This is a genomic window from Rugamonas rivuli (genome assembly GCF_009380165.1).
Lineage (GTDB): Bacteria > Pseudomonadota > Gammaproteobacteria > Burkholderiales > Burkholderiaceae_D > Rugamonas > Rugamonas rivuli.
The window spans coordinates 392,814-418,386 of sequence record NZ_WHUF01000001.1; the positions used below are offsets into that span (position 1 = coordinate 392,814).

26 protein-coding genes are annotated in these 25,573 nt (G+C 66.4%); 10 read left to right on the forward strand and 16 right to left on the reverse strand.

The features are described 5' to 3' along the window. Positions 1-44 precede the first annotated feature (44 nt). Positions 45-788 carry an SDR family oxidoreductase gene (locus tag GEV01_RS01785; RefSeq protein WP_152801110.1) on the forward strand — a complete coding sequence of 248 codons (744 nt, stop codon included), beginning with the start codon at positions 45-47 and terminating at the stop codon, positions 786-788. Between the two features lie 52 nt (positions 789-840). Here the strand turns inward: GEV01_RS01785 and GEV01_RS01790 are convergent, their stop codons facing one another. The 12 genes from GEV01_RS01790 to GEV01_RS01845 all read right to left on the reverse strand — a co-directional run bounded on the left by GEV01_RS01790 (position 841) and on the right by GEV01_RS01845 (position 12,119). Beyond that, entirely contained in the window at positions 841-1,251 is a 411-nt protein-coding gene (locus tag GEV01_RS01790) for a type 2 periplasmic-binding domain-containing protein (protein ID WP_152801112.1), read from the reverse strand. A gap of 11 nt (positions 1,252-1,262) precedes the next feature. After that, positions 1,263-2,468 carry a hypothetical protein gene (locus tag GEV01_RS01795; protein WP_152801114.1) on the reverse strand — a complete coding sequence of 402 codons (1,206 nt, stop codon included), beginning with the start codon at positions 2,466-2,468 and terminating at the stop codon, positions 1,263-1,265. Between the two features lie 274 nt (positions 2,469-2,742). Further along, a complete protein-coding gene (locus GEV01_RS01800) occupies positions 2,743-3,183 on the reverse strand; it encodes a carboxymuconolactone decarboxylase family protein (RefSeq protein ID WP_152801116.1) in 441 nt (146 codons plus the stop codon). 99 nt (positions 3,184-3,282) lie between these two features. Beyond that, positions 3,283-3,705 (reverse strand): hemerythrin domain-containing protein, encoded by a 423-nt coding sequence (locus GEV01_RS01805; RefSeq protein WP_152801118.1) that lies wholly within the window; start codon positions 3,703-3,705, stop codon positions 3,283-3,285. Between the two features lie 24 nt (positions 3,706-3,729). Further along, complete coding sequence (locus tag GEV01_RS01810; protein WP_152801120.1) at positions 3,730-4,011, reverse strand: DUF1971 domain-containing protein; 282 nt, start codon at positions 4,009-4,011, stop codon at positions 3,730-3,732. Further along, positions 4,008-4,403 carry a group III truncated hemoglobin gene (locus GEV01_RS01815; RefSeq protein ID WP_152801122.1) on the reverse strand — a complete coding sequence of 132 codons (396 nt, stop codon included), beginning with the start codon at positions 4,401-4,403 and terminating at the stop codon, positions 4,008-4,010. Before GEV01_RS01815 ends, GEV01_RS01810 begins: the two co-directional genes overlap by 4 nt. Beyond that, on the reverse strand, positions 4,378-4,971 hold the full coding sequence (locus tag GEV01_RS01820; protein WP_152801124.1) for a hypothetical protein: 594 nt from the start codon (positions 4,969-4,971) through the stop codon (positions 4,378-4,380). The genes GEV01_RS01815 and GEV01_RS01820 overlap by 26 nt, the downstream gene beginning before the upstream one ends. Further along, positions 4,968-5,540 (reverse strand): SCO family protein, encoded by a 573-nt coding sequence (locus GEV01_RS01825; protein ID WP_328595412.1) that lies wholly within the window; start codon positions 5,538-5,540, stop codon positions 4,968-4,970. The genes GEV01_RS01820 and GEV01_RS01825 overlap by 4 nt, the downstream gene beginning before the upstream one ends. A gap of 34 nt (positions 5,541-5,574) precedes the next feature. Further along, positions 5,575-6,171, reverse strand: coding sequence for a c-type cytochrome (locus GEV01_RS01830; protein ID WP_152801128.1), 597 nt, complete (start codon positions 6,169-6,171; stop codon positions 5,575-5,577). Then, a complete protein-coding gene (locus tag GEV01_RS01835; protein WP_152801130.1) occupies positions 6,168-6,755 on the reverse strand; it encodes a cbb3-type cytochrome c oxidase subunit II in 588 nt (195 codons plus the stop codon). Before GEV01_RS01835 ends, GEV01_RS01830 begins: the two co-directional genes overlap by 4 nt. 2 nt (positions 6,756-6,757) lie before the next feature. Further along, on the reverse strand, positions 6,758-8,416 hold the full coding sequence (locus tag GEV01_RS01840) for a cbb3-type cytochrome c oxidase subunit I (protein WP_152801132.1): 1,659 nt from the start codon (positions 8,414-8,416) through the stop codon (positions 6,758-6,760). A gap of 91 nt (positions 8,417-8,507) precedes the next feature. After that, positions 8,508-12,119 (reverse strand): CHASE domain-containing protein, encoded by a 3,612-nt coding sequence (locus GEV01_RS01845; RefSeq protein WP_152801134.1) that lies wholly within the window; start codon positions 12,117-12,119, stop codon positions 8,508-8,510. 149 nt (positions 12,120-12,268) lie between these two features. On the opposite strand from GEV01_RS01845, the gene GEV01_RS01850 reads away from it, so the two are divergent. The 5 genes from GEV01_RS01850 to GEV01_RS01870 all read left to right on the forward strand — a co-directional run bounded on the left by GEV01_RS01850 (position 12,269) and on the right by GEV01_RS01870 (position 19,002). Beyond that, entirely contained in the window at positions 12,269-14,923 is a 2,655-nt protein-coding gene (locus tag GEV01_RS01850; RefSeq protein ID WP_152801136.1) for an ATP-binding protein, read from the forward strand. A gap of 123 nt (positions 14,924-15,046) precedes the next feature. Next, entirely contained in the window at positions 15,047-15,472 is a 426-nt protein-coding gene (locus tag GEV01_RS01855) for a DUF2141 domain-containing protein (RefSeq protein WP_152801138.1), read from the forward strand. A gap of 13 nt (positions 15,473-15,485) precedes the next feature. After that, the gene (locus GEV01_RS01860) at positions 15,486-16,973 is read left to right on the forward strand and encodes a carotenoid oxygenase family protein (protein ID WP_152801140.1); all 1,488 of its coding nucleotides are present in this window, start codon (positions 15,486-15,488) and stop codon (positions 16,971-16,973) included. Continuing rightward, entirely contained in the window at positions 16,970-18,211 is a 1,242-nt protein-coding gene (locus GEV01_RS01865; protein WP_152801142.1) for a sensor histidine kinase, read from the forward strand. Before GEV01_RS01860 ends, GEV01_RS01865 begins: the two co-directional genes overlap by 4 nt. A 20-nt stretch (positions 18,212-18,231) precedes the next feature. Then, the gene (locus GEV01_RS01870) at positions 18,232-19,002 is read left to right on the forward strand and encodes a LytR/AlgR family response regulator transcription factor (RefSeq protein ID WP_235914232.1); all 771 of its coding nucleotides are present in this window, start codon (positions 18,232-18,234) and stop codon (positions 19,000-19,002) included. On the opposite strand, the gene GEV01_RS01875 is transcribed toward GEV01_RS01870, so the two are convergent. Next, positions 18,965-19,690: an ArsR/SmtB family transcription factor gene (locus GEV01_RS01875; protein WP_152801143.1), complete on the reverse strand. Its 726-nt coding sequence runs from the start codon at positions 19,688-19,690 to the stop codon at positions 18,965-18,967. The two genes, GEV01_RS01870 and GEV01_RS01875, sit on opposite strands and share 38 nt — an antisense overlap. Positions 19,691-19,767: 77 nt before the next feature. Between GEV01_RS01875 and GEV01_RS01880 the strand changes: the two genes are divergently transcribed. Beyond that, complete coding sequence (locus GEV01_RS01880) at positions 19,768-20,157, forward strand: RidA family protein (RefSeq protein WP_152801145.1); 390 nt, start codon at positions 19,768-19,770, stop codon at positions 20,155-20,157. On the opposite strand, the gene GEV01_RS01885 is transcribed toward GEV01_RS01880, so the two are convergent. After that, entirely contained in the window at positions 20,150-20,905 is a 756-nt protein-coding gene (locus GEV01_RS01885) for a substrate-binding periplasmic protein (protein ID WP_152801147.1), read from the reverse strand. The genes GEV01_RS01880 and GEV01_RS01885 overlap by 8 nt on opposite strands. 46 nt (positions 20,906-20,951) lie before the next feature. Beyond that, positions 20,952-22,163: a formate-dependent phosphoribosylglycinamide formyltransferase gene (gene purT, locus GEV01_RS01890; protein WP_152801149.1), complete on the reverse strand. Its 1,212-nt coding sequence runs from the start codon at positions 22,161-22,163 to the stop codon at positions 20,952-20,954. A gap of 284 nt (positions 22,164-22,447) precedes the next feature. On the opposite strand from purT, the gene GEV01_RS01895 reads away from it, so the two are divergent. The 3 genes from GEV01_RS01895 to GEV01_RS01905 are packed head-to-tail and all read left to right on the forward strand — an operon-like array spanning position 22,448 to position 24,803. Next, positions 22,448-23,017, forward strand: coding sequence for a transcriptional regulator (locus GEV01_RS01895; RefSeq protein ID WP_152801151.1), 570 nt, complete (start codon positions 22,448-22,450; stop codon positions 23,015-23,017). After that, positions 23,014-24,048 carry a sensor histidine kinase gene (locus GEV01_RS01900; protein ID WP_152801153.1) on the forward strand — a complete coding sequence of 345 codons (1,035 nt, stop codon included), beginning with the start codon at positions 23,014-23,016 and terminating at the stop codon, positions 24,046-24,048. The genes GEV01_RS01895 and GEV01_RS01900 overlap by 4 nt, the downstream gene beginning before the upstream one ends. Then, positions 24,045-24,803, forward strand: a complete 759-nt coding sequence (locus tag GEV01_RS01905; protein ID WP_152801155.1) for a LytR/AlgR family response regulator transcription factor — start codon at positions 24,045-24,047, stop codon at positions 24,801-24,803. The genes GEV01_RS01900 and GEV01_RS01905 overlap by 4 nt, the downstream gene beginning before the upstream one ends. Positions 24,804-24,805: 2 nt before the next feature. Here GEV01_RS01905 and GEV01_RS01910 read toward each other — a convergent pair whose 3' ends face one another. Beyond that, complete coding sequence (locus GEV01_RS01910; RefSeq protein ID WP_152801158.1) at positions 24,806-25,552, reverse strand: DUF481 domain-containing protein; 747 nt, start codon at positions 25,550-25,552, stop codon at positions 24,806-24,808. Positions 25,553-25,573: the final 21 nt, after the last annotated feature.

The window sequence follows — 25,573 nt, forward strand, 5'->3', positions numbered from 1 at the left end:
TGGCCTTAAAGTGGCTGCACTCAACTCACTTTATGGAGCAGATCATGAAACTTCAAGGCAAAGTAGCACTCGTCACCGGCGGCACCTCGGGCATCGGCCTGGCAACGGCGCAGGAGTTTGCGCGGCAGGGCGCCACCGTCTACGTTACCGGCCGCCGCCAGCCGGAACTCGACGCGGCGGTCGACGCCATCGGCCACGGGGCCGTCGGCGTGCGCGCGGACAGCGCCAACCTGGCAGACCTGGACCGCGTGTATGCGGAAATCGGCCGCCGCTCCGGCCAGCTGGACATCCTGTTCGCCAATGCCGGCGGCGGCGACATGCAGCCGCTGGGCGCGATCACCGAGGAGCATTTCGACCGCATCTTCGGCGCCAATGTGCGCGGCACCGTGTTCACCGTGCAGAAGGCGCTGCCGTTGCTGAAGGATGGCGCATCGGTGATCCTGTCCGGTTCGACGACGACGGTGCAGGGCACGGAGAACTTCAGCGTCTACAGCGCCAGCAAGGCGGCGGTGCGCAACTTCGCCCGTTCCTGGCTGCTGGACCTGAAACCGCGCGGCATCCGCGTCAACGTCATCAGCCCGGGGCCGGTGGCCACGCCAGGACTGGCAGGGCTGGTGCCGCCCGAGCATGTGGACGGTTTGTATGGCCACCTTGCCAGCCTGGTGCCGATGGGCCGCCTGGGCGATCCGGCGGAAATCGCCAAGGGCGTGCTGTTCCTGGCCTCCGCCGACAGCAGCTTCGTGAACGGCATCGAGCTGTTCGTCGATGGCGGCGTCGCACAGATCTGACGATAAAAAAAGCGCCGGAAATTCCGGCGCCTTTGTGTGCTTGCGGTGCGGCTTACTGCACCGTGAGGATCACCTTGACGGTATCGTCCACCGCCGATTTCTCGATGTAGCCGATGGCCTGCGGATCGGCCGCCACGGCCTTCTTCACCTCGGCGCTGGAGCCCAGCTCCTTCGGTGCGCTGGCCTTGCCGGTAAATACCAGCTTGGACCAGATGGCTTTGACCTGCGTGGAGTCCTTGTCCAGCACCTTTTTATAGAACTCGTTGCGCAGCGGGCCGTCGGTGTGCTCGATCGGCGTGAACAGCGTCGATTTGCCAAGGAAGAACTGGGCCGCCTGTTCGCTGAACATGCGCGTGGCCGGATTCTTCGGGCTGACGATGACGACGATTTCCGCCGCAAATACAGGGGCCGCGGCCAGCCATACGCCTGCCGCCAGCAGCATCTTGCCGATAGTCGTTTTCATATGGGTTCTCCTTAGAAGACGAAATCGATGGCGGCGGCGTAGACGTTGACGGTGCTGCCTGCAAAACCCGGTTTGGGATTGAGGAAGTAGCCCGCGCCGTCGCGCGTCTTGATGCGGTCCATCTGCACCTTGAACGCGGCCGATTTGTAGAAGTCCCAGCGCAGGCCGATGCCGGTGGTCGATTGCAGGCCGGCCTTGATGGCGGCATTGGTGCCGGCGGTCAGCGCGGCCAATGGTCCGGCGGTCGGTATGCCCGCGAAGTCGCGGATGCTGTCCTGTTTGACGTCGCCGTGCACAATGTAGGGGACGAACTTGCCGTAGCGGTAGCCCATCATGACGTACCACGAGCTGGTGTCCTGCACCAGGCGCGATTCGGTCTTGCGCTTGGCGTATTCGGCCTGGCCGATGATGTTGTTGTAGTCCATGGTGATGCCGGCCGACGTGAAGGTACCCTTGATGTCGGTGAGCTTGAGTTCACTCGCCACCGAGGTCAGGCCGACCTTGTTCAGCGTGCCGACCAGACCGGTCAGGCTGGCGTTGTCGAACAGGCCGAAGGTGGCCTGCGAGCGGCCCACGCGATAGGTGAACGGGCCATTTTCGACCACCAGCTGGGTGGAGATCACCGGCTTGAATTCGACGTAGTAATTGCCCGGCGAGCGCACCTTGGTGCGGCCCACCGCCGCCTGCGCGGTCACGGTGGTGTCGCCGAAGCTGTGCTGGTAGGTGACGTCGCCGCCGTCGGCGTTGTCGGCGGTGACCTGGCGGTACACCTCATTGGGCGGGCGCAGCATGGTGTTGGCGTAGCCGACGTTGCGCACGTCGGAGATCATGTACACAGGCAGGCCGATGCGGCCCAGGCGCAGCGAGAAATCGTCATTGAGCTTGAACTTGGCGAAAGCCCATGCCAGCTCTGCGCCGAACTGATCGTTGTTGCCATTCTTGCGGACCAGTCCTTGCGCGGTGAACGAGACGGTGTCGCTCCATTTGGCGGTGGCCTGGATGCCGAGATTCGAATCGACGCCAGGGCGTGCGTGCTTGGTCACGCCGGACGCCTGGTTGACGCGGTTGAATTCCGCCTGATCGGAGTTGGTCATCGTCAGGGCGCCGGTGCCGAAACCGCTGACGGTGATCGGCATGCCGTCCTGCGCATGGGCAGCGGTGGCGGCTAAGGCGCCGAGGACTGCTAAAGCTGTAATCGCAAGCTTGGGTTGTTTCATCGTGTACCCCTCCGTAGGTTGATGGCGCCGTTATAGGTTGTTGTGTGCGCCTTTTTTAGTGTGGCCCGGGGAGGGGGGCTTGTGGGCGATTTTGTGGAGAAATGTCACAATTGCGTTGTGCAGAGGCAACAAATTGCAAGATGGAAGCGGTATCATATGATGCAAACGGCAAGCTTGCCTAAAGGATGTGCTTGATCTACAGAGGGTGTGCGGCGGCGGCCGGCGCGCGTTGTCCAAGACAGCTATGACACAATTTGCGCCGGCCGCGGGCCGCTTACAGGGCCGGCATTTTGCGGAAGCCGACGCCCAGGCGGTTCCAGGAATTGATGGTATTGATGGCCAGCGTCAGGTCCACTTGTTCCTTGGGCGTGAACTGGGCTTGCAGCCGTTCGTAGTCGGCGTCCGGCGCGTGGGTGGTGGAGAGCTGGGTCAGCGCCTCGGTCCAGGCCAGTGCGGCCTGTTCGCGTTCGGTGAAGAACGGCGTTTCGCGCCAGGCGGCCAGGCCGTGCATGCGGCGGTCGCTCTCGCCGGCCTTGCGGGCGTCGGTGGTGTGCATGTCGATGCAGAAGGCGCAGCCGTTGATTTGCGAGCTGCGCAGCTTGACCAGCTCCAGCAGCGACGGTTCCAGGCCCAGTTTATTGACCGCGACTTCCAGCGCGATCATGGCTTTCATGGCGTCGGGGGAGGCGGTGTAGAAATCGGTGCGGGCGTTCATGATGGTCTTCCTTCAATGTGGTGGGTGAATGTAGCCATTGTAGGAGGCCAATCACGGGCAGGGAGAGGCCAATCCGGACTGAAAACACCAGTCCAATCATCAGGCCAGCGCGTGGGCCGATTCGATGGCCGGGTAGAACTCGCGGTCTTCCTTCATCATGCGCTCGTACAGCGTCCGCAGTACGCGGTTGGCTTCGTCGCGAAAGGCTTCCGGCTGTTCGACCAATTGGCGCGCGGTGTTCCAGCGGCCGGCGAAACCGAGGTAGTCGCCGGCGATGTTGTCCATCTCCTGGCGATAGCGTTGGCTCATGCCGGCCAGCGCGGCGTTGCCGCTCGCTTCCAGTGTTGGATAGAGCACTCGGTCTTCCACGGCCAGGTGCAGCTTGATCACGCCGCTCATGGCGACGATGCGGTGCGAGATGTCGGCCGCATGTTCGGCGATGCCGCTCTGGACCAATTTGCGCAGGTCGGCGATGGCGCTGAGGATGTCGATATGCTGGTGCTTGAATTTGTCGATGTTCATGGTGTTTTCGTGGTGAGGGTTGTATTAACGATGGAAGTCGACCTGGAAGCGTACCGGTCCGACCACTTGTACTTCGTGTTCGATGCGCGGTTCGACCACGCCGGGATGGTCCGGCGTGAGCAGCACTTCTTCGGCCGGTTGCGACAGGTCGGTGATGCGGTACAGCAGACTGCCTTCCAATATCGTGATGCGGCCCCACACGCCGGCGGCGGTGGTGTGGCTGCGTTGCAGCGCGGCGGGCACGGTGTGTTCGGTGAAAACGGGGCTGCTTTTGTAGTGGACGGCGGTGTCGGGGATGGTTTTCATGATTGCTCCTTGGGTTGGGCCACCTTCACTTCGCCGAAAAATCCATACTGGAGGCTGGCGGCGATGCGGCGGGCTACGGTCTTGAATTCGGTGGCGTCGGCGGGATTGAACAGACGGGTGGCGCTGGTTTCGAACAGCGCGAGCCAGCGCAGGAAGTGCTCGGGCGTGACGCCGTTCAGCAGCATGTGCTTGCCGAAGACGTTGCCCTGGAAGTTGCGGCTGCCCAGCATGACGGTGCACCAGAAATCGACCATGCGGTCCAGGTGCGGGGTCCAGTTGTCGCCGATGGCGGCGTCGAAGACCGGTTGCAGGATCGGATCGGCACGGACTTCGTCGTAGAACTCGTGGACCAGTGTGGTGATCGATTCAGGCGTCAGTGGCAGTTGAGACATGGTGGTTTGCTTTGCTTGGGTTGTTGGAGAATGCGGGCGCCAGGCGCCAGCACCATGCGATGGCTATCGCCACCGATGCGGCCACCAGGGCGGCGCCGGTCCAGGCCTGGTCGTCCAGCAGGTAGGCGTTGCACAGGCGTTGCGGCATGTCTTGGTACTGGATGCCGGCGATGGCCATCATCCAGCTGAAGTTCCCGAGGAAGAAGAGCTGCACGATCCAGTTGGCGCGCTTCAGCGATCCAGGCAGGATGGCGCCCAGTGCGATCAGCGAGATGAACTTCGCCACCTCGGCCCACGGCGTGTTGATGCTTTGTTCCAGCGCGCGCGGGATCATCCAGTAAGCGGTGATGAAGAGCAGGGCGGTCAGGCCGCAGACGCCGTGTTCGTCGTAGCGCGCCAATGCGCCGGGATTCGCGCCGCTGCGCCTGCGGGCGGGCATCCAGCCTGCCGCCACCAACAGCGGCAGTTGCAGCAGCATGTGGCGCAGCATCGAAGCTTCCAGCCAATGACGCGGCAGTGCTGCGAGCGCGAGGCAGGCCAGGCCGATGGCGGCGCGTCGCGGGTTCATAGGCGGCCTCGCGGCGTGGTGCGTGCCAGCTGCAGCGCATGTTCCAGCGCCTGCGCCGGTTCTTCGTAGTCGTCGATGCGTGCCAGTCTGCCCTGCGTATCGACCAGATGGAAAGCGGCGTTGTGCTGGAACTCGCCCAGCGGCGCAGGCAGCACGACGATGCCGAATGCATCCAGCACCGCCTTGCGTTCAAGCTCACGGTCCACGCTCACCATGCGCCACAGCGCCGGATCGGCATGCAGACGTTTCGCATAGTTCGCCAGCACGGGCGGCGTGTCGCGCGGATCGAAGCTGATGCTGACCAGCCGCACCTCGCGCTGGAGTCCGCGCCTGAGGATCTCCTGCTGCATCTGCTGGAACTCGGTGCCCAGTACCGAGCACACGGCGTTGCAACTGCTGTAGAAGAAGACGACAATGGCGACGCGGCCATCGGCACCCAGCATTCGCTCCGCCGCAGCCGGCAGTTCCCGCGGCTGGCGGCTCACCGCCAAGCGTCGCCCATCCTCGGTCGATACGACTTCGAAGCCCATCGTGCCCTGGTACAGCGCCGCCATGCCCACAGCGCACACGACGGCTAGTGCGGCCAGTGTCGAACGCAGGCTGTTACTGTTTGAGCTTGTCGAGGTCTTCATCGCCGTTCCATGGATCTTTACGATCCTTGCCCGCGTCGCGCTCCGCCTTGACGACATCGGCCGCGATTTTGCCTGCGGCGTTGCCGAAGTTTGCGCGCACATAGCTCAGCACCGCCGCGATCTCGGCGTCGCTCAACTTGTCCTTGAAGGCCGGCATCTGGCCGCTGTAGGCCGTGCCCTTGACGGTCAGCTTGCCGGTGATCCCGTGCAGCAGGATGTTGACCGGCAGCTTGTCCGCAGCCAGCACCCACTCGGAGCCGCCCAGCGGCGGGAACACGCCCGGCAGTCCGGCGCCGGTGGCCTGATGGCAGGCCACGCAGTTGGCCGCATACACCTGCGCGCCATCGGCCGCGCCGCCCGCGCCGGCGGGCTTGCCCTCCAGCGTGGACAGCGTGCGCTGGTCGCCCAGCTCCGGCGCATCGTTGCGCTGGGTGAGGAAGATGTAGCTGACCGCCCACACCAGCAGCGCCGACACCACCAGCAGCACCAGGCGCGGCACCGGACGGTTCTTCTCATGCGGATCGGGATACTCGCGCTCGCGCGCATCGTCGTTCGGCTGCTCGATCATTTGGTCTTCCCCTCGAATACCGGATAGGTGTGGTCCAGCCCTTGCAGGTAGGTGACGAGGTCCAGCGCCTCCTGCCTGGCGACGACGATTTTTTGCGGCGGCTCGTAGCCCGGCGGCAGCGTCAGCACACGGTCGCCGGGTTCGGCCTTGTCCTTCACCTCAAACAGGTAGGGATAGGCCGGCATGATGGAGCCGGGCGTGTAGGCGCGCGGCTGGTACAGGTGGCCCAAGTGCCAGTCCTGGCTGGGCTGGCGGGCGCCGATGTTGAACAGGTCCGGACCCGTGCGCATGGTGCCCAGCAGGTGCGGCTTGTCGTAGTGGTAGTCGCCGGCCACCGAAGCGCGGCCCCAGCCCCGCTTGTCGTCCGGCGCCAGCGCACGGTCGCGCGGCTGCTGCGAGTGACAGTAGATGCAGCCGTTGGCGATATAGACTTCGCGCCCGCGCAGCTGCGCCGAGGTGTAGGGTTTCAGGCCGGCCGGCGGCTCCACGCCTTTCAGCTGCATGAAGGGGACGACCACCAGTGCCGATGTCGCCAGCGCGAGAGTGACCATCGCGCCGCTGAGTAATTTAAGCTCGTCATGCATGATCAGGCTCCTGCCAGGTTGGTGCGGGGGACGTGCAGCAGCGCGGCGCCGGTGCGCGCCGGGCCGTGGCGCAGCGCCATCGCGGCGAAGTGGCCGGCGAATACCAGGTGGCCCAGCGTCATGATGGCGCCGCCCAGCGAACGGCTTTGCAGGTAGGGGATAGTCACCTTGACCGAATCCATGAACGGCCTGGCCGCATCCAGCATCGCCAGTCCCTGCAGCCAGCCGCCGATCGACAGGCCGATGAAGTAGATCGCAAAGCCCAGCACCACCAGCCAGAAGTGCGCGGCGATCAGGCCGGGATACGGCCATTCCCACGACATCACGCGCGGCATGACGAAGTAGATCGCGCCGAACATCACCATCGTGAAGAAGCCGTACAGGCCGAGGTGGGCATGGGCCACCGTGAAGTGGGTGAAGTGCGCCACCGTGTTGACCGCGCGGATGGCCTCGATCGAGCCTTGCAGGGAGCTGAGGGTGTACATCATCCCGCCCAGCACGATGAAGCGCAGCGTCGGCGAGTACACCAGTTTGGAGAAGTGACCCTTCATCGTCAGGTGCTGGTTGACCGAGAACGAAATCACCGGCACGATCATCATCACGCTCTGCACGATGGACAGGGTGATCACCCATCCGGGCACCGGACCGCCGATCAGGTGGTGGCCGCCGACCTGGCCGTAGAAGAAGGCCAGCGTCCAGAAGCCCAGCAGCGACAGGTTGTACGACTGCACCGGACGGCCGATGATCTTCGGCAGGAAGTAGTAGACCGAGGCCAGCGCCATCGGCGTGTAGAACAGGCCCAGGACATTGTGGCCGAACCACCAGTTCATCGTTGCCTGCTCGACGCCGAAGTGCATGGCCGGCAGGTTGGCGATCAGGAACAGGATGGGGAACCAGAACAGCGCCGCGCCCATGTACCAGACCGACACGTACAGATGGTCGACCTTGCGCGCCTGTAGCGTGTACACCAGCGGAAGCCCCATCAGCGCGCCGCCGATGACGATCAGGATATCGACCTGCCACGGCATCTCCAGCCACTCCATGCCGTCGCTGATGCCGGCGGCGATGCAGCCGACGCCTGCGATCAGGCCGGCGTTCCAGATCATGCAGCCCAGGACTGCGAAGCGGCCACCGACCAGCGGGGTTTTCAGCAGGCGCGGCAGCAGCCAGTTGGCGATGCCGAAGGCCGCCATCGGCGCCCAGCCGTAGGCGATGATGTTGAGGTGGATGGTGCGCAGCCGGCCGAAGCTCAGCCAGGCCTGCTGCACCAGCCAGTCCGGCTCGTGCAGCTTGATGGAGCTGGTCAGCCCGGCCAGCGAGCCCGCGACCAGCCATACCACGGCGCAGGTCAGGAATACGAAGGAGACGAAGGCGGTGGAGCGGTCGGCCTCGACGCGCTCGGCCAGTTCGCGGTGCAAATGCTCCTCCTGCGCCGGCGTCAGTTCGGCGTGCGTATCAGCGGCGACACGCTGCGCCAGGCCGGCGCGCTGGGCGGCGGTGGCGGACGGCTCCTCGCTTCGGCCGATTTCACCGGGCGAGAAAATCACATTGGCGGCTGCGGAAGTGGCATCGAACAGGCGCTTGCGCAGCGACCAGATGAAGACAAACAAACCGGTGATCGACAAAATGAACGAAGACAGAAGTATGCTGACTGTATCCATGATGCTCCCTGAAGTTTAAACAAGTAAATAGAATACTACATTAAATACCGGCAGAAGACAATCGATGAAATCGGGTATTGCGGCGCGGGGTCTAGCGGCCGGCGGCCGCGCGCTGGGCGGCCGGCAGGTTGCGGGCGATCGCGCGCAGCATCTGTTCGACGTCTATGGGCTTGGCGATGAAGTCGTTCATGCCGGAGGCGATGCACTGCTCGCGTTCGGACAGCATGACGCCGGCCGTCATCGCCAGCACCGGCAGCTCCAGTTTGAGTTCGCCGCGTATCCGGGCGGTGGCTTCGAAGCCATCCATCTCCGGCATCTGCACGTCCATCAGCACCAGGTCGTAGCGGTGGGCGTCGGTGCGCAGCAGGTCGAGCGCGGCGCGGCCGTTGTCCACCGACTCGATGCTGGCGCCGGCATGGGACAGCATGCTCTGGGCCACCAGCTGGTTGATCGGGTTGTCCTCCACCAGCAGAATGCGCACGCCGTCGATGCGCACGCCCGGGGCGCCGGCGTCGGCGCCCGGCGTGGCGCTGGCGACGACAGGCGCCTTGTTCAACGCCAGCTGCAGGGTCTCGTTCAGGCGGGCCATGGTGACGGGCTTGAGCAGCACCGCGTTGGCCGCCTCCGCGCCCTGGGTGTGCAGCAGCTTGCCCTGGCCGAAGGCGCTGACCATCAGGATCACGGCGGGGCAGTGGTCCGGCATGGCGGCGCGGATCGCCTGCATGGTATCGAGGCCGTTCATACCCGGCATGTCCCAGTCGACCAGCACCGCGTCGTGGCGGGTGGCGGCGGTGCGCAGCAGCGTCAGCGCCTGCTCGCCGGAGCCGGCCCGGTCGCTGCTCCAGCCGCGCGCGACGATGGTGCGGCACAGGTAGTCGGCGCCGAGCGGATCGTCGTCGATCACCAGCAGGTGCTGCGGCGGCAGCAGCGCGCCTTGCGGCGGCGGCTCGTCGGTGCGCTGCAGCGGCACGGTCAGCGTGAAGGCGCTGCCGGCGCCGGAGGTGCTCTGGACTTCGATGGCGCCGCCCATCAGCGCGGCGATGCGGCGCGAGATCACCAGTCCCAGCCCGGTGCCGCCGAAGCGCCGCGTCATCGAGGCGTCGGCCTGCGAGAACGGCGCGAACAACTGCGCCAGCTGGTCCGGCGGGATGCCGATGCCGCTGTCGCGCACCGTGAAGCGCAGCGTGGCCGTGCTGCCGGCGGCGTCGCCATCGCCGATGCGCTCGACCAGCACCGACACCGATCCCTTCTCGGTGAACTTGATGGCGTTGCCGACCAGGTTGATCAGGATCTGCTGCAAGCGGTGGCCGTCGCCGAGCAGCGACTGCGGCACGTCGGCTTCGACGCCGATGGCCAGCTCCAGGTCTTTCTCGCCGGAGTTGACGGTCATGATGGTGGCGATGGCCTCCAGCACGGCCTGCAGCTGGAACGGCGCCGGCGCCAGCTCCATGCGGCCGGCCTCGATCTTGGAGAAGTCCAGCACGTCGTTGAGGATGCTGAGCAGCGAATTGCCGGACGACCGTATCATCTTCAGATACTTCTGCTGGTCGGGCGAGAGCGAGGTGTTGTTCAACAAATGCGTCATGCCCAGCACGGCGTTGAGCGGGGTGCGGATTTCATGGCTCATGTTGGCGACGAATTCGGACTTGGCGCGGCTGGCCGCTTCGGCCAGGTCGCGGGCGACGATCAGCGAGCTTTCCGATTCGCGCAGCGCGGCGGTCTTTTCCTCGGCCAGCGCGGAGGCGTAGGCCTGGCGGGCGGTCAGCGCCCGCACCACGCCGAAGAACAGCAGGCTGATAATGGCGCCGGCCAGCAGCACGATGTGCGACTTCTGGCGGTCGATGGAGCTCTCGAACGCCGGCAGCGACGTGAAGCGCAGCGTCCATCGATGGTGCAGCAGCTCCAGCGGCGCGGTGCGCAGATAGGGATTGGGATACTGCAGGCTGTCGTCTTCGCTGCGCTTGCTGCTGGCGTACAGGCGGGCTTCGGGCGCGGCCTGTTCGCCGTCGAAGATCTCCAGCTGGATCGCCTGGTCGGCGGGGCCGAGCAGGCCGGCCATCATGTCGTCGGCGCGGATCGGGCTGTACGAATAGCCCTGCAGCGCAGCCATGCGCTGCGCCGCCGTCAGCGGAGCGGCCGGCGCGGCGGCCTTGCGGTAGATCGGGAAGTACATCAGGAAGCCGGGCTGGCCCTCGTTGCCGCCGTTCTGCACCAGCACCACCCTGGCCGACAGCACCGGCTCGCCGGTGCGCGCGGCCTCCAGCAGCGCGGCGCGGCGGATCGGCTCGGACATCATGTCGTAGCCGAAGGCGCGCAGGTTCTGGCCCTGGAACGGTTCCAGGTAAAGCACCACGGTCGACATCTCGCCCAGGCTCTCGCCCGGCCGCGACCAGATGCGGAAGTCGGGATGGCCCTGGCCGCGCACCTGCGCCGCCAGCGCGTCGCGGCCGGCGGCCGGCACCTGCGGCGCGTAGCCCAGCCCCAGCACGCCGGGGAAGCTGTGCGGCAGGTCCAGCGCGTCGGCGAAGTCGCGCCACTGCGCGCGGGTCGGCTCCGGTTCGGCGTTGAACAGCGCCCGCGCCCCGCGCAGGCCCGATTCGTACAGCGCCATGCGGCTGGCGATGCGCTCGGCGATGTCGCCGCATTCGGTATCGAACTGTTCGCGCGCTCGGCGCTCGGTGCTCAGCGCCACCAGGTGCCAGACCACCACCGTCAGGCCGACGCCGATCAGCAGCGTGGCCCACTGCGCGGCGCTGTGGCTGCGCACCGCGCCGCTCATGCGCCGGCGTTCACTGGCGTCGGCGCACAGCACCATGCCGATCAGGCTGCACAGCACGACGAAGCTGTCGAGCGCGATCAGCGCGTCGTTCAGCGTGCCGACCGCGAACGGACCCAGGCCGCGGATGGTGCACCACACCGCGCCGCCGGCCGTCGCCAGGCAGGCCACGCTGGCGCCGCGCAGGCCGTGGCGGTACGAGGCCCAGCCCACGCACAGCATGAAGATGTAGGGCAGCCAGCCCAGGCCATCGTCGCCGGTGTATCGGCGGCCGAAGATCCAGGCGATCAGCGCGGCCAGCGCCGCCAGCGACAGCGCCGCCTCCAGCGCCACGGCCGGCCGCCAGCGCGGATGGCGCCAGGCCAGGATCGCCGGCGCCACCATCAGCACGCCGGCGATGTCGCCGACCCACCAGGTCAGCGCCACGGTGCCGTAGGCGGTGGCCGGCACCACGCCGCCGATCACCAGCGTGCTGCTGCCGATGCCGGCGCTGAGCACGCACATGAGCAGGGCGATCATCGCGAACTTGTAGACATCCTGCAGTTGGCTGAGCGGCCGCGCGCTGTCGGTGTAGCGCCGCATCAGCCAGGCGCCGGCCAGCGCTTCCAGGGTGTTGCCGACGGCGATCAGCAGCGAGGCCGTCACCAGGCCTGTGCTCAGCGGCAGGCCGTTGGCGGTGAAGGTGGCCAGGTTGGCGGCCAGCGCGCCCACCAGGATCGCCGGCCAGGCCCGGTAGCCCATCAGCAGGACGGCGGCGAAGGCGATGCCCGACGGCGGCCAGACCGGCGTGGCGTTGGTGTGGGCGAAGGCCAGCATCAGGCTGGCGTTGGCGACCAGGTAGTAGCAGACAGTCAGCAGCACCAGCGCGAGCGGCGCGGGGCCGGGGTGGGGTGCTGCCGGATTGTCCGGTTTGGAGCCTGCGCGCATGGCAGATAGCTAGGTTGTCTGGGTGGCAATCACTATACCCTGAAAAGCGGCGGGGCGATATTTGTTGGGTTTATGATAGCAGGACGTAGCCAACCGGCCTGCGACATGTAATACTTAAATTTCATCATTCTAGTGACCTTGCGCAGCCCATGGCGTTGAAACAGCATTTGCCGACCACCCTTAGATTCCGCCTCAGCGGCCTGGTCATGCTGTTGGTCCTCGGCGCGACCGTCACCGTCACGGTCGTCGCGCTGATGCTGGCCGAGCGCGATATGAAGGAAGTCATCGGCAGCCAGCAGTACGCCCTGCTGTCCGGCGCCGCCGCCCACATCGACGAACACCTGGCCGGCAAGAAGGCCATGCTGGCGGCGCTGGCCGAATCGCTGCCGGCGGCCACGCTGCGCGATCCCGCCGCGCTGCGCGCCTACCTGAAGGCGCGGCCGACGGCGCGCGGCCAGTTCTCCTTCCTTGAAATCTACGATGCGCAAGGCCTGCTGACCGGCGCGCTGGAGGAGGCCTTGCCGGACCAGCCCCACCACGTCGCCGGCGAGGAATGGTTCGACCTGACGCTGTCGCGGCGGCGCGGCGTGGTGTCGGCGCCGTTTGCGAGCAAGCTGGCCGGGGCGCCGACGGTGCTGATCACGGCACCGGTGCTCGACAGCGAGGGCCGCGTGGCGATGGTGCTGGCGGGCGGCATCAACCTGCTGCACTATGCGCCGTTCGAGTCGCTCAGCGCGCTCAAGCCGGGCAGCACCGGCTTCACCTTCATCATGACGGCCGAAGGCGTCCTGCTCAGTCATCCGAACAAGGCGCGCCTGCTGCACAGTATTAACGAACGCCCCGGCAAGAACCGGGCGACGGAGATGGCGCTCAACGGCTTCCAGGGCTGGACCGAGGCCGAAAACAAGGACCGCGTCAAGGGCATCTACTCGTATCGCCGCCTGCAGCATGCGCGCTGGATCGTGGCGGCACGCTTCCCCAGCGACGAGGCGCTGGCGCCGCTGCGCGAGATGCGCTACGAGGCCGCCGCCGCCGCGACGGTGTTCGCCTGCCTGGCCGGCGTGCTGGCCTGGCTGGGCATCGCGCGCTTGCTGCGGCCCTTGCAGCGGCTGCGCCGCAACATCGCCGAGGTCAAGGACAGCCGCGCCGGCATCCAGGTGCTGCAGCTGGACCGCAAGGATGAAATCGGCGAATTGAGCGGCGCCTTCTACCGCCTGATGGCCGAGCGCGAGGCGGCCCAGCTGCGCACCTACGAAAGCGAGAAGCGGGCGCGCATCCTGGCCGACAACCTGCCGCTGCTGATCGCCTACCTGGACCGCGACAAGCGCTACCTGTTCACCAACGAGCACTATCGCACGTTGTGGGGCATCGATCCGCAGGGCATGCTGGGCAAGAGCGTGAGCGAGATCTTTGGCCAGGCCGCCGACTCGTGGCAGGGCGACCTGGATCATGCGCTGGACGGCGGCCGCCTGCACTACGAGCGCGAGTTCGAGAGCGGCGGCCAGATCCAGCACTTCATGGTGGACCTGGTGCCGGATATCGACGCCCACGGCGAGGTGCAGGGCACCTACCTGATGGCCATGGATATCACCGACCGCAAGAACGCGGAGCTGATCCAGGCCGCTGGCGAGCAGCGCGCCGCCGCCGCCAGCCGCGCCAAGAGCGAGTTCGTGGCCAATATGAGCCACGAGATCCGCACGCCGATGAACGCGGTGCTGGGCGTGGCCTACCTGCTGGGGAACACGGAGCTGAGCGCGCAGCAGCAGGAGTACGTGGACATGATACGGTCCTCCGGCAATGTGCTGCTGGGGATCCTGAACGATGTGCTGGACTTTTCCAAGATCGAGGCGGGACGCATGGAGCTGGCGCCATCGACCTTCAAGCTGGCCGAGGTGCTGGAGGCGGTGAGCACGGTGATGACGCCGAATGCGGCCGCGCGCGGCATCCAGCTGACGGTGGCCGCCGACGCCGCGGTGCCGCAGACCGTCGTGGGCGACGCCATGCGCCTGCAACAGATCCTGATCAATTTGCTCGGCAACGCCGTCAAGTTCACCGAGCATGGGCAGGTGGCGCTGCGGGTGGAGCGTTCGGCCAACGGCATGGCCGGTTACGCCGGCGACGCCGTCGGCCTGCGCTTCGTGGTGCGCGACACCGGCATCGGCATGGACCTGGAGCAGCAGAGCCGCCTGTTCGAAGCCTTCAACCAGGCCGACGCCTCGACCACGCGCCGCTTCGGCGGCACCGGCCTGGGGCTGGCGATCTGCCGCCGGCTGGCGGAGCTGATGGGCGGCGGCATCGCCGTCAGCAGCATGCCGGGCAAGGGCAGCGATTTTGTCGTCACGCTGCCGTTCCTGCTGCCGCAGGCCGAAGCCTTGGCGCCGCCGCCCCCCGTTGACGAGGAGGCGGCGGAGCAGTGCCTCAAGGGCCTGCGCCTGCTGCTGGTGGAGGATCACCCGCTCAACCAGGTGGTGGCGCGCGGCATGCTGGAATACGCCGGCGCCAGCGTGGACGTGGCGGAAAACGGCCAGCTGGCGGTGGACCGCCTGCGCGCGCATCCGGCCGACTACGACATCGTGCTGATGGACGTGCAGATGCCGGTGATGGACGGCTTCGCGGCCACCGGCGCGATACGCCAGGAGCTCAAGCTGGACCTGCCCATCCTGGCGATGACGGCGGGCGTGATGCAGTCGGAGCAGGAGCGCTGCATCGCCGCCGGCATGAACGACTTCATCGCCAAGCCTATCGACGTCGAGCAGATGCTGGACATCATCTCGCGCCACATGCCGGCCGGCCGCCGGCCCTGACACCCCTGCATTTGGCGACGGCGGCGCGCATTTCGCGCCGGCCGGCCGCATTTCGTCGCATCGTCCCCGACGCTTGTGGAGCGCCGGCTAGAGTGGAGCCTCATTCACTCACCGGAGTTCATCATGCGCTACACCAGTCTCGTTGCCGCCTTCCTGTCCACCCTGACCATGCTGGCCGCCGCGCCATCGCAGGCCGCCGACCTGACGATCACCGTCACCGGCGTCGCCAGCGCCAATGGCCAGGTGCTGGTCGCGCTGTACAACTCGGCCGAGACCTACCAGAAGAAGGCCTTCCGCGTGGCGGGTGCTCCGGCGGTGGCCGGCGCCATCACGATCGAGATCAAGGACCTGCCGCCCGGCGACTACGCCTACTCGCTGTTCCACGACGCTAACGGCAACGGCAAGATGGACAGCAATTTGATCGGCATTCCGACCGAGGACTACGCCTTCAGCAACAACGCCATGGGCAAGTTCGGCCCGCCGGACTACGAGGCCGCGCGCTTCACGCTGCCGGCGGCCGGCGCCACCACCAGCGTCAACCTGCGCTAAGCGGAGGCCTGCCATGAGCGACCGCCGCCAATTCCTGTCCCGCAGCATCGGCCTGGCCGCCCTCGGCCTGACTTCCGGCGCCGCGCTGGCCGACGCCGATACCTATCGCCGCTTCCATCAGGCGCTGGCCCGCGAACCGAGGCTGACGGCCTTCGCCGGCGCCGCCGGCGAGCTGTCCGGCGACGCGGTGGTCCACGGCCGCATGCCGGCCGACCTGCAAGGCGTCTTTTACCGCAACGGCCCCGGGCGATTCGAATTGGGCGGCGAGCGCTATCACCACTGGTTCGACGGCGACGGCTTCGTGCAGCGCTGGCAGATCGGCGGCGGCAAGGTCAGTCATCGCGGCCGCTTCGTCGCCACGCAGAAGTTCGTCGAGGAGAGCGCGGCGGACCAGTTCCTGTACCCGGCCTTCGGCACCTACATCGGCCGCAAGCAGCCCAAGAACAACGACACGATGAACGCCGCCAATACCAATCTGCTGCCCTTGGGCGGCCGCGTGTACGCCTTGTGGGAAGGCGGCTCCGCCGTGGAGGTGGATGCGCAGACGCTGGAAACGCGCGGCATCAAGACCTGGAGCCCGGAGCTGAAGTCGATGCCGTTTTCCGCCCATCCCAAGGTCGATCCCGACGGCGGCGTATGGAACTTCGGCACCATGCCGGGTGCGAACCTGCTGGTGCTGTATCAGCTGAGCGCCACCGGTGAACTGAAACGCAGCGCCGTCGTCAAGGTGCCGCAGCTGAACATGGTGCACGATTTCGTGGTCAGCGGCCGCCACCTGATTTTCCTGATCCCGCCTTACGACCTGGAAGCCGGCGTGGACACCAGCTATCGCGAGAACCTGCACTGGGCCGGCGACAAGCGGCCCTTGCGCGCGGTGGTCATCGCCAAGGACACGCTGGAGCTGCGCCAGGTGTTCGAGCTGCCGGCGCGCTCGGTCTTCCACTTCGGGAATGCGTTTGAAGACGGCGCCTGCACCCGGCTGGACGTGGTGATGCATGACGGCGACATCCTGCCGGAACTGGGCCTGGTCATGCGTGGCGAGCTGCGGCCGTTCCACGCCTCCGCCAGCACGGTGCAGGTGACGCTGGACTACGCCAGCGGCCAGGTGCGCGAGGCACGCCTGTTCGGCGCCAGCGAATTCCCACGGGTGGCGCCGCAGGTGGTGTCGGCCCGCCACCGCAAGCTGGTGCTGCTCGGCGTGGCGTCCGGCAGCAAGGACTACATCCTCAACACCGTCAACCTGGTCGACATCGACAGCGGCAAGGCGGACAGCTACAGCTTCGGCGCCGGCTGGCAGGTGGAGGAGCACGTGCTGGTGCCCCGGCGCGGCGCCCGTTCCGAGACCGACGGCTACCTGGTCGGCGTGGCCCAGGACTCGCGCCGCGCCCAGACCGTGCTGACGGTGTTTGATGCGCACAACATCAAAGCCGGTCCGAGGGCGATGGCGAGGCTTTCTTATACTTCGCCGCTTTGCTTTCATGGTAACTTTCTGCCGGCATGACTAACTTGGAAAACACGATGAACCACCGCAGCGAGGCAAGCATGGCCTCATTGGATGTCGCAGAGCCGTCGCTGGCGCATCCGATGGACCTGATCCCGTTCTTCCGCCGCTGGCCGCCGACGGCGCAGCGCAACCTGCTGTACACGCTGCTGTGGAACTGCGGCCTGGGCACGCTCCTGACGGTGCTGGAGATGCTGATGTCGCCCGACCGTGGGGCGCTGCTGGGGGATTGGCAGTGGGCGCTGGTGCAGGCGCATTGGCTGCCGATGCTGTTCATTTCGAACCTGATCGGCTTCCTGGTCCACGGCGGCCACGCGGCGGTCAACGCGCTGACCCAGGACTGGCCGAGCCGCGCCAAGGGCATGCCCCGGCTGCTGTTCAACCTGGGGCTGGTGCTGGCCAGCGTGCTGATAGGCCTGAGCGTAGGCACGGCGCTGCTGAACGGGAAGAACATCTTTGAATTGCTGGACAACCGCAGCGCCGTGCTGCAGTCCGTGATCCTGGCGACGGTGATCGCGCTGCTGATGTACCTGGTGCGGCGCGGCGCCGAGCGCCGGCTGGCCGCGGCGCTGGAAAAGGCGCGGCAGCAGGAGCTGATCGCCTCCAGCGCGCGGCTGCTGGCGGAGGCGCGGCTGCGCGCCTTGCAGGCGCAGATCGAACCGCACTTCCTGTACAACACGCTGGCCAATGTGGTGAGCCTGATCGGCCCGCAGCCGGCCAAGGCCCAGCACATGCTGGAACGGTTCATCGACTATCTGCGCGCCAGCCTCGCTGCCAGCCGCAGCGAGGAAGCGACGCTGGGTTCCGAGGCCAAACTGATCGCCGCCTATCTGGACGTGCTGGCGGTGCGCATGGGCGAGCGGCTGCGCTACCGCATCGAGGTGCCGGACGAGCTGCGCCAGTTCGCGATCGCCCCGATGCTGTTGCAGCCGGTGGTGGAAAACGCGATATCGCACGGGCTGGAGCCGAAGGTGGAGGGCGGCGAGATCGTCGTCAGCGCGCAGCTGGATGGCGCCCATCTGCGCCTGCAAATCAGCGACACCGGCGCGGGCCTGGGCAGCACCATGTCGGCCAAGCCGGGCGGCGGGGTAGGGCTGAGCAACCTGCGCGAACGTTTGCGCAGTTTGTACGGCGCCGCCGCTCGGGTAGAATTACTGGAAAATCAACCTTGCGGCATGACGGTGCGCCTCATGCTGCCTTTGAATGCGAGCCTGACATCGAAACACTCCGCGCCCTGATCGCAGACGACGAAGAACATCTGCGCGACTATCTGGAAGGTCAACTGAAAACGGCGTGGCCGGAACTGAAGGTGGTCGCCAAGGCCGCCAACGGCATCGACGCGCTGCGCTTGATCGGCGAGGAGGCGCCGGACGTGGTGTTCCTCGACATCCGCATGCCCGGCATGACGGGGCTGGACGTGGCGGCCCGGCTGGTGGCGGACGCCACGCCGCCGCACATCGTGTTCGTAACGGCCTTCGACCAGTATGCGGTGGAGGCGTTCGAGCATTCCGCCGTCGACTATCTGCTGAAACCGGCGAGCCTGGAGCGGCTGGACAAGACCGTCGCCAAACTGAAAGCGGCGCTGCGGGCCAAGGAGCCTGCGGCGGCCGGCATCACGGCGGCGACGCTGCAAGCCTTGCTGGCGCAACTGGGCGGCGCGGCGCAAGCGGTGGCGGCTCCTGCAACGGCTCCCGCGCCCGCACCCACGCTGCAATGGATACGTGCTTCGCAAGGCGACCAGACGCGCCTGATCTCCGTCGACGAGGTGATCTACTTCCAGAGCAACGACAAGTACACCAGCGTCTTCCTGGCCGACGGCGAGAGCCTGATACGCACGCCGATCAGCAAGCTGCGCGAGCAGCTCGACGAGCAGAAGTTCTGGCAGATCCACCGCAGCGTGATCGTCGCCGCCCACCACGTGGCCGGCACGCGCCAGGATTTTCGTGGCCGCCTGATGGTGCAGCTCAAGGGCCGCGAGGAGCAGCTGGTGGTCAGCCGTAACTACGTCGACCTGTTCCGGCAGATGTAGGCGCCAGCAGCCTGGCGAATGCGGCGTGGCCTTTGGGTGTGATGCTCACCACGCGCGAACGCGGCGCGGGCAGCACCCAGCCTTCACGCACATACATCGCCAGCAGGGCGGCGCCCAGCGCGCCGGACAGGTGCGGCCGGCGCTGCGTCAGGTCCACGCAGCAGCGGGCGAACGGACGGCGGCTTCCCGGCGCCGGCTCCACCGGTACGCCCAGCGCGGCCAGTTGGCTCCTGCCGGCAGGCGTCAGTTCGTAATCCTGGCCGGCGCCGGCCAGCCATTCTTCATCGAGCATCATTTGCAGCAGCTGCACGGCGATCTCGCCGGCCAGGTGGTCGTAGCAGGTGCGTGCCTGCAGGAACTGCGGCGGCATGGCCCGTACCAGCGCGGGTGTTGGCGGTTGCTTGGGACGGGCCGCCATGCTGAACGAGGCCAGGCCTTCGATCAGGTGCGCGGCCTCGCGGCTGGCGATGCGGAAGTAGCGGTGGCGGCCCTGGGCGTCGGCCGCCAGCAGTCCGCCGTCAACCAGCTTGGCCAGGTGCGCGCTGGCCGACTGCGCCGAGATGTTGGCGGCGAAAGCCAGTTCGCCCGCCGGCCGCCGCGTGCCGTCGATCAGCGTCCAGGCGATGGTGGCGCGGGCGGGGTCGGCCAGCAGGGCCGCGATCGATGCGATGTCCGGAGTGTCGTCCATAGTTCATCCCGCGCTGAATTGTCAGGCCCTCATCTTGCATCACAATGCGACCCACTGTCCACAACCAGGAGGGAAGCATGAACAAACAGCACAGTACAGGTATCGCGGAACACGTGGGGCGCTATGCCGATGCGGTGGAGGCGCCGGCCGGCTCGCGCTGGCTGTACACGGCGGGTACGCCCGGCATGCGCGCGGACGGCACGCTGCCCAGCGATATCACAGGCCAAACGGAACTGGCGTGGTCGAACATCATGACGGCGCTGGACAAGGCGGGCATGACGGCCGCCGATATCGTCAAGATGACGCATTACCTGGTCAATCCCGCCGACCTGGCGGCATGCGTTGCGGTGCGCAGCCGCGTGCTGGGCGAGCTGCGGCCGGCGTCGATGCTGATGGTGGTGGCGGCCTTGCCCAGGCCGGACTTCCTGGTGGAGGTGGAGGTGGTCGCCGCGCGTGCGGCTACCTGACCAGCATGCTGCCGGGGGCGATGCGATAGGCGTCGTAGTAATAGCGCTTGTAGATCGCCGCGACAGCGCCGCTTCTTTGCATGTCGCGCATCGCCGCTTCCAGCGCCGCCAGGCGCTCCGGCGACACCGCCTTGCGCGATACCGCGACCGCGCGCGGCGGGCCTTCGTCGACCATGCGGTAGGCGGCTTTCTCCACCTGGTCTTCCATGTGCAGCTCGGCGACCACGGCCTCGCCCTGGTCCTCGGGTATCAGCACCGCATCGATGCGGCCCAGCGCGAGCTTGTGGAAGTTGGCCTCCATGTCCTTGACCGCTTCCTTCCGCAAATTGCAATCGTGCTCGATGCGGCGCACGTGCTCGGCGCCGAACTTGACGCCGATGCGCAGCGGCGCCAGGTCCGCATACTCGTTGATGACGATATTGCTGCCTTTGCGCACGTAGAACACGCGGTCGGCGCTGTGCTCGCGGAAGGGCGTTTGCAGGAATTGCAGGTAGGCGCTGCGGCGCGGCGTCTCGCGCACGCCGATCATGACGTCGGCATCGCCCTGTTCGAGCATGAACAGGCAGCGCCGCAGCGGACATGGTTTGATCTGCAGCGTCATGCCGCTGCGGCGGGCCAGCTCGCGCATGACTTCCGTGTACGCGCCGCCGTAGACACCGTCGCTCTCGGTGGTCCACGGCAGCACCCGGTTAAAGGCGAGTACCAGCGGGCGCTCCGCAGCCGTTTCGGCTTGCGCAGGCGCCGCCATCGACGCCGTCAGCGCCGCTGCGATCAGCAGGTGAGCGCGCAGAATTTTATTTGCCCAGCACAGGCTTGACCTTGGCCGCCGCTTCCTTGGCGCGGCTGCGCGCGGTTTCCACGTCGTCGGCGGTGGCCAGCGCCACGCCCATGCGGCGTCGCGCGAACGATTCCGGCTTGCCGAACAGGCGGATGTCGGTGCCCGGCACGCGCAGCGCCTCGGCCACGCCTTCAAAGGCGATGCCTGCCGCTTCGTGCTGGCCGTAGATGACGGCCGAAGCGCCCGGCGCCTTCAGCGCGACGTTGACTGGCAGGCCGAGGATGGCCTTGGCGTGCAGTTCGAATTCGCTCTGCACCTGCGTCGCCATCGTCACCATGCCGGTGTCGTGCGGGCGCGGGCTCACTTCCGAGAACCAGACCATGTCTTCCTTGACGAACAGCTCGACGCCGAACAGGCCCAGGCCACCCAGGTCGCCGGTGACTTTTTCGGCGATGTCGCGAGCGCGCGCCAGTGCCAGAGGGTTCATGCGGCAAGGCTGCCACGATTCGACGTAGTCGCCCTGTACCTGCACGTGGCCGATCGGGTCGCAGAACTGTGTCTCGACCTTGCCGTCGGCGCCGATGGAGCGCACCGTCAGCAGCGTGATTTCGTAATCGAAGTCGATGAAGCCTTCGACGATGACGCGGCCCGAATCCACACGGCTGCCGGCTGCGGCGTAGTCCCAGGCGGCTTTGACTTCGGCGGCGCTGTCGATCTTGGACTGGCCTTTGCCGGACGAGGACATGACCGGCTTGATCACGCATGGGAAGCCGATGGCGGCGGTGGCTTGCTCCAGTTCCGCCAGGCTGCTGGCGAAGCGGTAGGGCGACGTCGCCAGGCCCAGGGTTTCGGCGGCCAGGCAGCGGATGCCTTCGCGGTTCATGGTCAGCTGTGCGGCGCGGGCGGTCGGGATGCAGGTGATCTTGCCGGCTTTTTCCAGCGCGGCCAGCGTGTCGGTGGCGATGGCTTCGATCTCGGGCACGATCAGGTCCGGCTTTTCCTGCTCGATCAGCGCGGCCAGCGCGGCGCCGTCGGCCATGTTGATGACGTGGGCGCGGTGCGCGACCTGGTGGCCTGGCGCATTCGGATAGCGGTCCACGGCGATCACTTCCACGCCCAGGCGCTGCAGCGCGATGATGACTTCCTTGCCGAGTTCACCGGAGCCGAGCAGCATGACTTTGGTGGCGGTAGGAGACAGTGGGGTGCCGAAAATGCGTGGAGTGTTCATGTAGACGTCCGGGATATATAAAGGGAAAACGGTGGATGGTGTGCAGCCGCAGCGCTGCGCGGGCCGACTATATCAAACTGCGGCTATTTTGGACAGCCGGAGGGGCATTATAATAAGCTCAATCTTGGCATCGCATTAACCGGCGCTGCTTCGGGGGCGTTTATCGCGGCCTGGCCGCGCTTATCCGGCGCCGGCCGCGCCGGTCGCATGGCCGCCCGCGCCGCCGCGCCATCGGGCAAAGTGTGCCCATGACATCCCGTCATGGACATGATTAAGGACATAAGATGAAACCAATGCACGTAGTCGCAGCAGCACTCGCCGCCACCTCGCTGTGGGTGGTCGCCGCAGAATCGACCGGCAAGCTGCCGGCGCCGTGGTTCGTGACCGGCGGTGCGCCGTCGTCGTACCAGGCAGGCATCGACAGCGTCGAAACCGTCAGCGGCAAGGGCTCCAAGTTCCTGCGCTATACGCAGGGCGATGGCAAGAGCTGGGCCACGCTGGCGCAGGCGGTGTCCTCCCAGCGCTACCTCGGCCAGCGCGTGCGCTTCCAGGCGCGGGTCAAGTCGCGCGACGTGAGCAAATGGGCCGGCTTGTGGATGCGGGTCGATGGCAAGACGCCGGTCAGCCTGGCCTTCTACAACAGCCAGGACCAACCGATATCCGGCACCACCGATTGGCAAACCCGCAGCGTCACGCTGGACGTGCCGGAGGAGGCGACGTCCATCAATTTCGGTGTGATCAACGCCGGTGTCGGGCAAGTCTGGATTGACGATCTGTCGCTGGAGATCGTGGGCAAGGATGTACCGGTTGACGCGCCGCGCCCCAACAAGCTGCCGGAGTCGCCGACCTTATGACTGCCGCCGTTGGCAGCAGCTACCTGGCGTTGATGCAGGTGGCGTCAAGCACCGGGCGGCAGAGGGTGCTCAGCGCTGTGCTGGCCGCCGGCTTCGTGCTCGCATGCCTGGTGCTCAAGGCTTACACCTTGCTCGCCTTGTTCGGCGCGATGCTGTTGCCGGTCGGCGCCAGCGGCGCCAGCCTGCTGGCGCTGCTCGAAGCCGTGGCCAGGCTGCGGGACTGGCGCTTCCTGTGGCCGGCCTTGCTGGCGATGGTCGGCTTGTCCAGCTGGGCGGCAGGACTGCTTTATCACGGCGGACTGGCGACGGTCGGCATCATCACGCATAACGATTTGCTGGTGCAGCTGGCGGTGGCGGCGCTGGCCTTGCTGCTGCTGGCGCCACGCCTGTGGGTCGCGCAGCAGCAGTCTCGCGCCTTGCTGGTGGCGCAGTTGAAGCAGGCCGCCTTGTCCGCCGACCTGAAGGCCTTGCAGGCGCAGATCGAGCCGCACTTCCTCTACAACACGCTGGCCAACACGCGCTACCTAGCGCGCCACGATCCCGAACGCGCGGTGGCGATGCTCGACCATCTGATCGGCTATCTGCATACGGCCTTGCCGGACCTGCGCAGCCCGATGTCCAATATGGCGCGCGAATGCGAACTGGCGGGGCATTACCTCGCATTGATGGGCATACGCTTCGGCGACCGCCTGCAGTTCGAAATCGACTGTCCGCCAGAACTGGGCGCATTCGTGCTGCCGCCGTTGATGCTGATGCCGCTGGTGGAGAACGCCGTGCAGCATGGCGTCGAGCCGCATCCCGGCAACGTCACCGTGCGGATGCTGGTGCGCCGCCGCGAAGGCGCGTTGGTCGTGGCGGTGCGCGACAACGGCGCCGGCCCAGGCAAATCCGTGTTGGGCAGCGGCGTCGGCCTGCGCAACCTGCGCGAGCGGCTGGCGGCCCTGCATGGCGGCGCCGCCGCGTTCCGCTTGCAAGTGGCGGCGGACGGCTGGACCGAAGCCGAAATCACCTTACCGTTGGAGACTGCATGATGTCCTTGTCCACGCATCGCCCGCGCATATTGATCGCGGACGACGAGCCTTTGCTGCGCGCGGAACTACGGCAATCTCTGGCTTCCCTGTGGCCGGAGGCCGAGATGGTGGCCGAGGCGGCCGACGGCTACGAAGCCTTGCGGCTGGCCCGCGCGATGGAGCCGGACGTCGCCTTCCTCGACATCCGCATGCCGGGCCTGAGCGGCCTGGAAGTGGCGCGCACTTTCGGCGCGCGCACGCATGTGGTGTTCGTCACCGCCTATCAGGAACATGCGCTGGCCGCTTTCGACGAAGGGGCGATCGATTACGTGCTCAAACCGACCGACCCTGTGCGGCTGGTGCGCGCCATCGAGCGGGTACGTGCGCGCCTCGGCACACCGCCTCCGGACCTGGCGCGGCTGATGCAGCAGCTGTCGCCCAAGCCGGCCGCGCCCTCGTGGCTGCAGGCGACCGTCGGCAACGCGATCCACTTCATCGACTTGAGCGATGTGATCTACTTCTGTTCGGAGTTTAAATACACGAGGGTGGTCACGCCGCAGCAGGCCGAAGCCCACATCCGCACGCCATTGAAAGACCTGGCCTCCGAGCTGGAGGACGCGGGCTTCTGGCAGATACACAGGGGATATGTGGTGGCGGTCAAGCGCATCGCCGCCGTCAGCCGGGATGCCGACGGCGCTTTGTGGCTAAGCCTGCGCGGTCACGCCGACAAGCTGCCCGTGAGCCAGCGCTTCCAGCACCGCTTCAAGGGCATGTAGGGTTAGAACGAATACACCAGCGTCACCGACGTCTGGGTATCGGTGTTCTTTTTATCTTCCGGCACGTTGGTGTCGTTGCGGACGCTGAACGCGGCCTTCATCTGCATGGTGCTGTTGATTTTGGTGCGCAGCGCCGTCTCGGCCAGCGAGTGGATGTTGGACGTGCCGCGCTCCACGCTCAGGTTCTGCGTGAACTGGGCGGTGTCGCTCAGTTTCCATTTCAGGTTGGCCGCGCCGCGCACGGTCAGGCCGCTTTCCGACTCGCCTGTCGAACGCGTGCCGTTGAAATAGCCAGGACCGATTTCCACGTCCATGCTGTGCTCCGGCGTGGTGTACGTCTGCGTGCCGTAACCGACACCCACGGTGGAGTAGCGCGTGTAGGCGCCGAATTTATCGTTGACGTGGGTGGCCAGCGCGAACAGCTTGTCGTGATCCTGCAGCAGCTTGTACGCCGACTTGGCGGAGAACGAATAGCGCTGCGCCGAACGCTCGCGCACCTTCTCGCCATCAGCCTTGGTTACCTGCTCGTCCTTGAAGTATCCGGCCAGGATGTACTCGTTGCTCCAGTCGGGCAGCTCCTGTTTCGCATCCAGCTTGCCGGTGACGGAAGTACCGACCGTATTACCGGAAGTGGAGATGGCGCCCAACTCTGCGGAGTTGTTCCAGCCATGATCGGGGACGGACTCCGCGGCGGCATAGCCGTGAACCAGGGAGAGGGTGAGGGCGGGGATGAGGAATATCGCTTTCATGCCGATATTGTACCTTAGACC